This is a genomic window from Falsihalocynthiibacter sp. CO-5D18 (genome assembly GCF_041205445.1).
GTDB lineage: Bacteria > Pseudomonadota > Alphaproteobacteria > Rhodobacterales > Rhodobacteraceae > Falsihalocynthiibacter > Falsihalocynthiibacter arcticus.
On record NZ_JBGFCF010000007.1, the window covers coordinates 223655 to 233596 of the forward strand.

General features: G+C 50.4%; 13 protein-coding genes. 6 read left to right on the plus strand and 7 right to left on the minus strand.

The window, feature by feature from the left end:
• Positions 1–67: 67 nt before the first annotated feature.
• The 4 genes from AB9F27_RS11730 to AB9F27_RS11745 form a co-directional block, all read right to left on the minus strand.
• Positions 68–730, minus strand: coding sequence for an SDR family NAD(P)-dependent oxidoreductase (locus AB9F27_RS11730; protein ID WP_335585433.1), 663 nt, complete (start codon positions 728–730; stop codon positions 68–70).
• 169 nt (positions 731–899) lie between these two features.
• Positions 900–1310: a thiol-disulfide oxidoreductase DCC family protein gene (locus tag AB9F27_RS11735; protein WP_369757725.1), complete on the minus strand. Its 411-nt coding sequence runs from the start codon at positions 1308–1310 to the stop codon at positions 900–902.
• A gap of 28 nt (positions 1311–1338) precedes the next feature.
• A complete protein-coding gene (locus AB9F27_RS11740) occupies positions 1339–1842 on the minus strand; it encodes an aggregation factor core (protein ID WP_335585431.1) in 504 nt (167 codons plus the stop codon).
• Positions 1843–1925: 83 nt separating this feature from the next.
• Complete coding sequence (locus AB9F27_RS11745) at positions 1926–2411, minus strand: fasciclin domain-containing protein (protein WP_335585430.1); 486 nt, start codon at positions 2409–2411, stop codon at positions 1926–1928.
• Between the two features lie 345 nt (positions 2412–2756).
• Here AB9F27_RS11745 and AB9F27_RS11750 point away from each other — a divergent pair, with 345 nt between their 5' ends.
• The 5 genes from AB9F27_RS11750 to AB9F27_RS11770 all read left to right on the plus strand — a co-directional run bounded on the left by AB9F27_RS11750 (position 2757) and on the right by AB9F27_RS11770 (position 6888).
• Entirely contained in the window at positions 2757–4451 is a 1695-nt protein-coding gene (locus tag AB9F27_RS11750) for an alkaline phosphatase family protein (protein ID WP_335585429.1), read from the plus strand.
• Positions 4452–4659: 208 nt separating this feature from the next.
• Positions 4660–4866, plus strand: a complete 207-nt coding sequence (locus tag AB9F27_RS11755; RefSeq protein ID WP_335585428.1) for a hypothetical protein — start codon at positions 4660–4662, stop codon at positions 4864–4866.
• Positions 4867–4918: 52 nt separating this feature from the next.
• Positions 4919–5425, plus strand: a complete 507-nt coding sequence (locus AB9F27_RS11760) for a hypothetical protein (RefSeq protein ID WP_369757727.1) — start codon at positions 4919–4921, stop codon at positions 5423–5425.
• Between the two features lie 171 nt (positions 5426–5596).
• On the plus strand, positions 5597–6226 hold the full coding sequence (locus tag AB9F27_RS11765; RefSeq protein WP_369757728.1) for a hypothetical protein: 630 nt from the start codon (positions 5597–5599) through the stop codon (positions 6224–6226).
• A gap of 533 nt (positions 6227–6759) precedes the next feature.
• Positions 6760–6888 (plus strand): hypothetical protein, encoded by a 129-nt coding sequence (locus AB9F27_RS11770; RefSeq protein ID WP_335585425.1) that lies wholly within the window; start codon positions 6760–6762, stop codon positions 6886–6888.
• Between the two features lie 303 nt (positions 6889–7191).
• Here AB9F27_RS11770 and AB9F27_RS11775 read toward each other — a convergent pair whose 3' ends face one another.
• On the minus strand, positions 7192–7497 hold the full coding sequence (locus AB9F27_RS11775) for a hypothetical protein (protein WP_369754504.1): 306 nt from the start codon (positions 7495–7497) through the stop codon (positions 7192–7194).
• Positions 7494–7730 carry a hypothetical protein gene (locus AB9F27_RS11780; RefSeq protein ID WP_369754503.1) on the minus strand — a complete coding sequence of 79 codons (237 nt, stop codon included), beginning with the start codon at positions 7728–7730 and terminating at the stop codon, positions 7494–7496. The genes AB9F27_RS11775 and AB9F27_RS11780 overlap by 4 nt, the downstream gene beginning before the upstream one ends.
• A 265-nt stretch (positions 7731–7995) precedes the next feature.
• On the opposite strand from AB9F27_RS11780, the gene AB9F27_RS11785 reads away from it, so the two are divergent.
• Positions 7996–8433, plus strand: coding sequence for a PACE efflux transporter (locus AB9F27_RS11785; RefSeq protein WP_369754502.1), 438 nt, complete (start codon positions 7996–7998; stop codon positions 8431–8433).
• Positions 8434–8638: 205 nt separating this feature from the next.
• Here AB9F27_RS11785 and AB9F27_RS11790 read toward each other — a convergent pair.
• Positions 8639–9942, minus strand: a 1304-nt coding sequence (locus AB9F27_RS11790; RefSeq protein WP_369757729.1) for a hypothetical protein, incomplete at its 5' end; no start/stop codon positions are given.

A 9942-nucleotide genomic window follows, 5' to 3' on the forward strand; every position in this document is an offset into this window, starting at 1 on the left:
GTCTTCCTACTCGGGGTGGTTTTATCAGTTAGGGTCGTTCTCAGAAATATCGCTCGGATGTTTATGATCACCATGGAATTGGGTTCCCAGCCCAATCTAAAAACTGTCCCGTCTCTTGCGGTGTTAAGCCGTCAATTACGTTCAATAAGTTTTTGGACGACACTGATGAGGAAACGGACGTGTGGGTTGTGTAATTTCGGGTGAATTCAGTCGCGACGGTGCCAGGATGAAGAGCCACACATATTGACCTTTTATGGGTGCGCGCCAACTCAATGGACGCTGTACGAATGAATTGGTTTAGGGCCGCTTTTGATGCTCGGTAAGAGTACCAGCCACCAAGATTATTGTCGCCGATTGATCCGACTCTCGCTGAGAGAACTGCAAAAACCGCCTTTGAATCCCGGGGTAATAAATGCGCGGTGTGCTTGAGTATCATCATCGGACCAATTGAATTTACCGCGAACTGAAGAGCTGCAGTTTCGGCATCTAAAACCTTATAAGTTTTTTCCGGTCCTTGATCTCGCGGCGAAAGAGAACCTGTCGCGACTAAAATGGTATCAAACGTACCCTTAAGTCCTGCAGTGACACTTATTATGCTGGCTTCATCCGTTATATCGAGTCCGTTTTCTGTCCGCGATAGGCCTACAACGTCGCATCCCGTGCCCTCAAGCTCTTCTTTTAAGGCCTTCCCTATACCGCCAGATGAACCGATGATTAAAGCTCTGCACATTGATGTCTTTCTCTTCTCTGAGGTCAGTTGAGTATTAAAATAGCCGCGTTAAGAAGCAACACGAATGCTCCCTCCGACAACAATGGCAAGAAAAATAAGTAAATTAACGCTATTGGACCTCGACTTCGTCATAACGGCTTCCTTCACATGAATTTACGTCGAAAAATCACTACGCCTTCTGTTCGCCGCGTATGTAAAGGAACCCCCTGACAGTAAGTGGCCTTATAACTAAAAAGGCGCGATATACCCTCTCTAGGAGCCATGTAGCACCCGGGAAATCTGCACCTCTTGCAAGCCATTTCCACCTTGGCAGGCCGCGCCAGACTTCTTTAAATGCTTCGGCGCCAGACAGGAGTTGGTTCAACGATGAAAGAACATGGAACCGCACCATCGCTGTTTTATGTGGCAACAGATTTAGCTCAAGAAACGCGTTGGTGTTTACGTCGATCGCCTCGAACGATCCCGCGTTATCGATGGTTTGGTAATAGCCTATTTCAGCAGAACACAGTGGGCAACTTCCATCAAAAAACACTTTTGTTTTGGTGTGGAGCGGATTTAAGGATTTCACCACGTCGCTCACCTACAAAATGGCATCGGAATTGAACCGGTCATGTAATACAACCCGCCATATCTAAGCGTACTTCGGAACGATCTTGTAGGGTTGCTGAGAAGAGCTTCTCGCCCATAGTTGCAGAGACCGACACGCCTTCAAATTCGCTGTCGGATACGGTGATTCCACGCGCTCCCGTAGTGTCGTCAACGTCGATTGTGAATGCCACAACTTTGTTAGGGCCAAAATTCTGTAGCTGAAGTGTAATAGATTGATCGCCGTCTGATACTTTTGGAATCGTTGAAAAATGTTCAGCCCCAGATGTGATTTCAAGGGGTTGAAAAACCTCCACTCCGGACCCCGCGGCGGTCACGTCAAAAATCAGCCCAGCAGCCGCACCGGAAAGGTCAATTTTAACCAGGGCGTTTTTGACTTGGCATGAACCTTCGTTCGTTAATATAAATTTGTCCTTCGGCGCACCTTCGAGGAATTCCAAATGAATGTCAGCATAGGATTGCGAAGCTGTGAGGCAAGCGAGTGTGAGAACGCAAAACAGTTTCATTTTGGGGTATCTCTCTAATTCTTAAAACGTGCAGAATAATAATGGCGGCCTCCTTTAAGGAAAAAGGCCGCCATTTCGACGTGTTACTTGGGCAAAATAACTGCGTCGATAACGTGGATGACACCGTTCGAAGCTTCAATATCAGCGGAGACTACATTGGCTCCATTAACGGTTACGCCACCCTCAGTCATGATTGTGATGTCGCCGCCTTGGACGGTGGTTGCCATCATGTTGTTCGATAGATCGCCACTCATCACTTTTCCAGCGACAACGTGGTACGTCAGAATAGCAACGAGTTGATCTTTATTCTCTGGCTTCAAGAGATTTTCAACAGTGCCTTCTGGAAGGGCAGCGAACGCTTCATCTGTTGGGGCAAATACAGTGAAAGGACCTTCACCCTTCAATGTCTCAACAAGTCCTGCTGCGCCAACGGCTGCGACCAATGTGTTGAATGATCCTGCTGCAACTGCTGTGTCTACGATGTCTTTTGGGTGCCCATCGGCGAAAGCAAGATTGGCTGACGACAGCATAGCTGCGGAAGTGATTGCGAAAAAAGTACGGCGGAACATAGGGTCTCTCCAAATTGTAAAATTGACGCCAGCTAGGTGCTGGATAAAAGGTATACGGCCCCTAAGCGAGGTCGGATCACTTTTTAGAAAAAATTGTGAATTGGGCTATCTCAAACTTGACAGCAATTGTCATAGAGGGCGGAATCCGGACCTTCGCCGAAATTGCATACTGTTAAGTCGATGTATGCAAAGCCGTCATTCAACCCACAAATATTGACAGCAGAGGTCATTGGCAGCTCCAAGGCCAAACTGAGTATCTAGGCTAATCCTTGACCTAAAGTTGCTTTGGCCTGACTAATTGTTGCATACTCGGGCACAAGACCGCTCAGCCAAAAGGGATACTCCATGATTTCTCACTCAAAAACCGCCAGCCTATTAGTGTGTGTATTGGGCGCATTCCCGTTTGCTGCCAACGCTCAAGACAAACCAAGGCTTATCCTGCAAATCACTGTCGATCAGTTGCGTGGAGATCTTCTCACCAGACACTTGGACCAGTTCGGCGAAGGTGGGTTCCGGTATCTGCTTGAGCAAGGCATCCATTACAACAATGCCCACCATACGCACGCCAATACCGAAACGATTGTGGGGCACACTACTCTGGCAACCGGTGCAAACCCAGCTGCGCATGGAATGGTGGGCAACCTGTGGTACGACCGCGCCGCGGGTCGGACAGTCTACAACATTGAGGACGCCGACTATTCTATCCTGACCAGCGGCGCCGACGTGGACGATTCCACCGAAATCGACCCCACGCAGCGCGCCGCGACAAGCGAAGGGCGTTCACCGCGAACTATTCTCACATCGACATTTGGCGATGAGCTGGCAGTCAGTACAGTTGGGCAAGCAAAAGTCTTCGGTGTCTCAATCAAGGATCGTGGCGCGGTTTCAATGGCCGGACACGCTGGCAAGGCCTTCTGGTTCTCAAAAGCGGCGGGTCAATTCGTAACAAGCAACTACTACTATGATGCATATCCAACATGGGTTGAGGATTGGAACGCTAAGGGTCTACCTCAAAGCTACAGTGGCCTGTCGTGGGAACTTTTGAACCCGATTGGCACCTATCTGTTCGGCGAACGCGATGATCAGGATTGGGAACCGGATTTCGCAGGGTTTGGTCGCACCTTTCCGCATCCGCTGGGAACGACAGAGGATAAATACTATACGACTATGCTGACGCTGAGCCCTTTTGGGGACCAGATGACGGCCGATTTCGCAAAAACGCTAATCGACGCAGAGGGACTGGGCGATGACGACGTGACCGACTTCCTTAGTGTCAGTTTCTCTGTCACCGATTACGTTGGCCATTTCTTCGGCCCCTCAAGCCTCGAAGCCGAAGATAATCTGCTTCAACTAGATCGCACGCTGGCCGATCTCTTTGCCTACGTTGATGCCGAGGTGGGTCTTGAGAACACCCTGATTGTACTGGCGGCCGACCACGGGGCTCCTGAAGCACCCGGCTATCTGGCCTCGATCGGGATGCCGGGAAGCTATGTTTCGCCCGATGAATGGGACACCGCGCCTGCGATTAAGCGGATCAAAACAAGGTTTGGCATAACCGGCCCACTTTTCGAAGGCTATGATCACCCCTATTTGACCTTGGCCGCAGATGTTCGCGATAACCCCGAAATCGACAGGGTTGCACTTGAGAGCGCCGTTGCAGATGAATTGGTTTCCTTCGAAGGCGTGGCCTATGCGGTGCCAAGTTCACGCCTGCGAGAAGGTTCGCTCCCTGACAACGCCTTGATGCAAGCCGTGTTGAACAACTATCACCCGGACCGATCCGGCGATATCTATGTCGTGTTCCAGCCGGAATCGTTCATCAATGATATGGATGGGTTGTCGGTGACAGTTACCCACGGATCACCATGGCGCTACGACACGTTCGTACCAATCTTGTTTGCCGGGCAGGGGATCTCTCCACAAACCGTGTCACGAAGGGTTCATCCAATCGACGTGGCGCTGACTCTTTCCGTCCTCGCCGGCACACGGCCACCGTCAGGTGCCACAGGAGAGGTTTTGCTCGAGGTCTTGGGACAGTAGCTTGCTTAGATCACGGGGCCCAGATGCAAGTTCAAGTTCAAGTTCAAGTTCAAGTTCTCCGACGGCACCTTTGTCTGCAGATGATGTTTTAGCCTTACCACTGGCCAGTGGTCGGCGATGGCGCGAAGATTGGTCTGCTTGTGCCAAGGCGTCAGGGTCGAAAATTGCCAATCCTGAGAGAGCTATCGCGTACGTAAGCCGCGCATTCATGTTTGACGCGGCCCTGTCGGGGCAAGCCGTGATCCTTGCGGATTTGAGAATGACGGCAGCGGATGTGGCCGCCGGTAGCCTCGTTCGAATAAGCCCGATTGAGATTGACCGTCACGGTCGCGAACTCCCCAAGCCGCCCTTGGTATTCACCGCAGCTAAAGTCCGGAAAAAGCCCAAAGCGGACGGCATTTCCATGAAAAGTTGATGAATTTCACGGTTTGGATTAGCTATCGAAATATCGAATAGGAGCATTGATTATGAAGAAGTGGCTTTTTGCTCTGTGTGTTGCTTTGGTTAGCGCATTCTCTCTTTGGCCTAGGTCGTATGAAGCGACTGCGAAACTGACTAAAGGACCAAAAATAACAATGTCGATCTCGCCAATGTTCGGAATACATAGCGATTGGAAGCGAAAAATTTTCGTGGAATATAGTGGCAAACGGATTGCCAAAGAACTGATGTCAGATACTGGGTGGTGGCGTGGTTCTAATTTATACCGCCATACATCGGGGGCTTACGTCATTCACGAAGGCCAAGGATGGTGTTTTAGTTTCACACTTGAGCCTTTAGAGTTTGACAATACGCCTGAGGTATCATGCGTCAAGAACTCTATTATTCGCCCAACCTCTGACAACATATCTCCGTATTATCGTGACATGAGTTATCTAGGACTGTTCATGGAAAGCTCGCGTATTAGTGACGAGCAAAGAATCTACTTTACCGGTGCAGATCAAACACTCGAACATGAACTGCCTGATGGTCCTTAGACGCTTCGAGAGCATCATTACCTTGTATTGCGCGAACGGCAGCAAAGTCCGCACATCAGTCAATGGTACATTGAGCGGAAGTTGGGCCAAATCAATCGCCAGTTCCTCGGAATGTCATTATTTCGGCATATTTTCTTTTTAGTTTAGGCTTTTGGACAAAGAGGAGCGGTAATGTCTGGCCAGCCAACCGATTCAAAGAGCAAAAGCATTCAAATAGAGGATTTCGAAGGTGGGCGCCGTTTTATCCAAGGACGGGTCATCGGTTTTTCGTTCGGCAAACTTTTTGGCATCTCCTTTGGTGTGCTCTGGATTGGACTGGGGTTGATGATGCCTTTCCTTTCTGAAGCCACCGCACCAGGAATAGCTCCAATGCTCAAGATTGTAACCGGTAGTGTAATGGTGCTTTTCGGTGTGTTCATAGTCTATGCGGTGCGCCGCAATATTGGCCGCGTACTGGAAGTTGACCTTGCTAACAGATCAATTCGCGCGTTCGTGATTGACAACAATAACAGACGCCGAGCCTTTCGCGAAATTGCCTTTCAAAACATAACGGGCGTTTTTAGCGAATTTGACGAGAGCGAATTGCAAAATACCAATTGTTCGGAAAGCCTTATCATCAATTATCGTGGCTGGCCGGGCCGTCTGTATGCACTTTCTGGACGTTCCGAACAGATGGCTATGGTTCGCGACTTTATCCTGACAGAGGCGTTGCACCGACAGCCCGCGCTGATCGTTGATGGGGTGGATTCATTCATTGCGCACACCAAATGGGCCTTGAAACAGCGCATGAAATGGCAATAATTCAGCGCTGAGAGAACTGCTATCGGCAAGATCTCGACACTAGTCCGCTTCGCGAACCTTGGAACATACCGCAGTGAATGTCGGCAACGGTCGCCGTCAGAAAGCCGGGGCGGACATTCGCGAAAACTTCTCTAAAGGTCAGCAATCCCAGTCCTTTCACATTGGATGATGAACCCCTTGCGGGTTGAGTGGAATACAAGGCCAGTGCGGGTGGTTCCCGTGTTGTGACTTAACAGAGCAAACCTCTTAGTGATCCCGTCCACAGAAACCCCAGGAAATAGGACCCTTTCGTTGGGAAGCATGGCTAGGGTAGCCAAAAGGCCATCGTGTAGCGGAATTTCACGTTCTTGGCCCAGGTGGGGTTGCTGGTGTTTGGGGTAGTTGCGGCGATTGAGTTAGGTTTTGTGCTTGAGGTGTTGGACAACGCAATGTTGCGAGACATCAATTCCATAAAATGGTGACGCCCGCAGCAAAGCGGAATGCCGTGGTCCACCTGTGCGAGGCGCATGGTGTGAGCCAGCGGCGGGCGTGTGATGTTTTACAATTCAACCGATCGTCGGTGCGGTATCAGTCGCGTCGGGACAATGATGCTGCACTTCGGGATGCGATTTGACGGGTTTCGAGGGAGCGGCGGCGATTTGGTTGCCGCTGTGTTCACCTGATGATCGCCCGAGAAGGTATTGTGGCGAACCACAAGAAGGGGAGGCGCATTACGGTGTCAAACTACAGCCCGTTCTTTTTGCGATCTTCTGGTCAAAGTTATCGCATAGTTCACACGGCAATCTTTGAACCGATTTGATAAATCCAGTTTCCACGCTTTCGGCGGCCGTGTTAGCACCTTTGACCAGGACGAAAAATCTGGTTCAATGAGTGTTGCAATGTAACTGTTTTGTGAGCCCCACACCGCCGGACTTCCGGTTTCGGAGTGCGGTTGTGTGAAGCAAACATGGTTTTAAATCCAGGCCTTAGGCTCGAGTCTCAGACTTTCCCATACCTCTATTTAAGCTTTGAAAGTGCGGTGCGGATTTTGTCGACGGCTCCGTCAACGTCTTGCAATTTGTCCAAACCAAAAAGCCCAAGGCGGGCAGGATTAGATTCCAATCAGGTTCGCCGTAGGCACCCTTGAACGGTCCTGTTAGGGCGGTGCCGCAAATGCAGTCTTCATGCACCTCTGACACCAAGAACAGGTGCTCAGGGATGTCATCGAAGGCGGTGATCACCACACGCATTCCGCTTTGGAGGGGCAGGGCTGATTTGGGGTTCATTGTCATTGCGCGCCCCTCCGAAGCAGCAGGTCAGGGAGGAAGAACCCGAGGGTCAGGCGGAGGGGGAGCGGGAAAGGAATGGGCTTGAGGATGTCAGGCAGTTCCGCCAGCACAATCAAGGCACCCACGAGGATTTGCGGGACACTTATGCGATAGTCGGTTTTGGTCTTGAGGCCCCAATTGAGGCCAAGACGGAAGGCAGTGCTTCCTAGGGTGAGGAGGGTAAAGGTCGAGAGCATCTATATAAGTCTCCATGAGGTTTTTTATATAGAAGCTTGATGTTGCTCAGTTTTTATGGATGGTTGGCCGGGGTTTCGATACCCGTGAGACATAGCCGTCATTCGTCGGAGGAGCAGCAAACTGCAGATTTGAGCCCATACCTGCCAGAGATATAGTGCAGTACTTGACAATCGGATCCGTACAAGCCAATTAATCACTCCCGTGAGGACGACCTCCCAAAATGGATAAACGCTGGGACGACCCGGCACTTTTTTTGAGGTTGCTATGCGCTCTCCGCTTGATCGTTTACGTCATGCCATTAGTTTTGAAATCATCGCCTTGATCTTGGTCATTCCATTGGGATCGATCTTGTTTCACTTACCTATTGAAGATTTTGGTGTTGTTGGCGTCGTAAGCGCTACACTCGCCACGATATGGAGTCTGGCATATAATTACATTTTCGATTTGAGCTTGAAGCGCACTTCCGGGACCACCAAAAAAAGAGGTTTTGTGCGCATTTTGCATGCCGTCTTATTCGAAGCCGGGTTATTGATTGTTCTTATGCCATTCATTGCGTGGTATCTTGGCGTCACACTTTGGCAGGCCTTTCTGATGGATGTGTCGTTCGCGTTGTTCTATGTGGTTTATGCGTTTGGTTTCAATTGGGCCTACGATGTGCTCTTTCCCTTGCCAGAGTGGAAAAAAGATCAGCTCCCCGAATAGCTGCATTGATCCCTTACGGGTCGCATATATGAGGAGGGGGAGACCCCATAGTTAATCTAATAGGACACCTCACTGGACCCTATTTCCCGCTTAATACTATTTATTTAACTATATGATTAGTAATGATAAATACTATTTAGTCATCAATACTTACCCCTATGATCACCAAGCCTACCTCTCAATGACCAGTGATATCTGCTGATATTCAGGAGCCCTCAACCGATACATCAGGGGCAAGCCCAACACGTCCTTTGAATACCACTTTCATCACCTCGGTAGCCTCCTGTTCAAATCTAGGTTCGACCAAGATTGCGTCATGGATGGGGAGGGCAAAGATACCCCTAGATTTGAGTTCCAACAAGTTAGCCATCAGGATGTCGGCCTCTGTTCGCATCAACTGTAAGCCAACGCCTGTGCCAAAGAGATGAACGATCGCGGGATGGCGTTGCCCAATGGCCGCTAGGGTGGCACTGAAGGACTTGCTGGCAGGGATGGTCTTGCGGACCCCTTTCGGCATACGGATCAGAGGCTTACTGGCGTTGATCGAGGCTTGAATGACCTTCTTGATCCCAGGACGGCATTCTTGCGCGAAGCCATACTCTGTCAGATCAAAAAGATCACCCGTTGGCGGTGTCGCGCCGATTAAGCCATAGAGCAACAAAAACCCTGCCTGTCCGTAATCAAGCTCGACCAGGCTGTCATCATTGATCAAGAGGGTTTCCAACCGCGCATCATGCTTCATCCCATGCCAAAAACCACCAAAGAGCCGTCCCCCTTGGGCGAAGTCTTTGTTGTTGAATATCCGGCGGAGGCGTCGCTCGGTGGTGTTGATCTGTGGATCGGTGCAAGAAAGAGGAACCGTTTCAAGCCAAGCATTCAGGATTTGCATCTCTTGGCGAAGGGCGTTTGTTTCTTCTGTATCAGTGTACTCGACCAGTGCAGCCGGTTTGTCATCCCGCTGTTTTGTTCCGCGCAGTAAAATCAGATCTTCATCTGAAGCACGACCAATGCCAGTAAACGTCACCCCAAAGTGTTCCTGGAGCGCAAGCAAACTTGGTCCTGCCGTGAGGATGGTCTGCCGCCCAGCGCCCGCAAGGAGGGGGGTGTAATCTGTGCCTTTGAAAGTCTGGGAACCAGGGGTGATCTCGACAATACCGACTTCCGGGGTTGCCATCATCTTGAGGATGTCAGGTAAGGTCTTGCCCAGCGCCTGACCCTTGTAGCGCGACTTCTTCCGCAATATTTGATTGCTCTGACTGACATGGAGTTGACCGTTGGGCACTTCAAGGTGGCGATACAGGAGGTCGCAAACAATGGCTGCAATAGTGGTCTCATAAGTCTCTTGGTCCACCGCTTTACGTTTCCGTTTGCGAAGGCCGTGCTTATCCTCATAGCGGCTGACCACATGCAGAACGGACTCAACGATGGTCTCAGCGGCTGCTGATTTGGCGCGACGATGAGGATCAATCGGGCGGGCAGGGACAACAGAGGTCACTGGCTTGGCTTTTG

Excerpts from the sequence above, each read along its gene's own strand:
- AB9F27_RS11755 (WP_335585428.1), top strand. The coding sequence starts at position 4,660 with ATGTTTGACGCGGCCCTGTCGGGGCAAGCCGTGATCCTTGCGGATTTG.
- AB9F27_RS11760 (WP_369757727.1), top strand. The coding sequence starts at position 4,919 with ATGAAGAAGTGGCTTTTTGCTCTGTGTGTTGCTTTGGTTAGCGCATTC.
- AB9F27_RS11780 (WP_369754503.1), bottom strand. The coding sequence starts at position 7,730 with ATGCTCTCGACCTTTACCCTCCTCACCCTAGGAAGCACTGCCTTCCGT.
- AB9F27_RS11775 (WP_369754504.1), bottom strand. The coding sequence starts at position 7,497 with ATGACAATGAACCCCAAATCAGCCCTGCCCCTCCAAAGCGGAATGCGT.
- AB9F27_RS11740 (WP_335585431.1), bottom strand. The coding sequence starts at position 1,842 with ATGAAACTGTTTTGCGTTCTCACACTCGCTTGCCTCACAGCTTCGCAA.
- AB9F27_RS11765 (WP_369757728.1), top strand. The coding sequence starts at position 5,597 with ATGTCTGGCCAGCCAACCGATTCAAAGAGCAAAAGCATTCAAATAGAG.
- AB9F27_RS11785 (WP_369754502.1), top strand. The coding sequence starts at position 7,996 with ATGCGCTCTCCGCTTGATCGTTTACGTCATGCCATTAGTTTTGAAATC.
- AB9F27_RS11770 (WP_335585425.1), top strand. The coding sequence starts at position 6,760 with ATGTTTTACAATTCAACCGATCGTCGGTGCGGTATCAGTCGCGTCGGG.
- AB9F27_RS11745 (WP_335585430.1), bottom strand. The coding sequence starts at position 2,411 with ATGTTCCGCCGTACTTTTTTCGCAATCACTTCCGCAGCTATGCTGTCG.
- AB9F27_RS11750 (WP_335585429.1), top strand. The coding sequence starts at position 2,757 with ATGATTTCTCACTCAAAAACCGCCAGCCTATTAGTGTGTGTATTGGGC.
- AB9F27_RS11730 (WP_335585433.1), bottom strand. The coding sequence starts at position 730 with ATGTGCAGAGCTTTAATCATCGGTTCATCTGGCGGTATAGGGAAGGCC.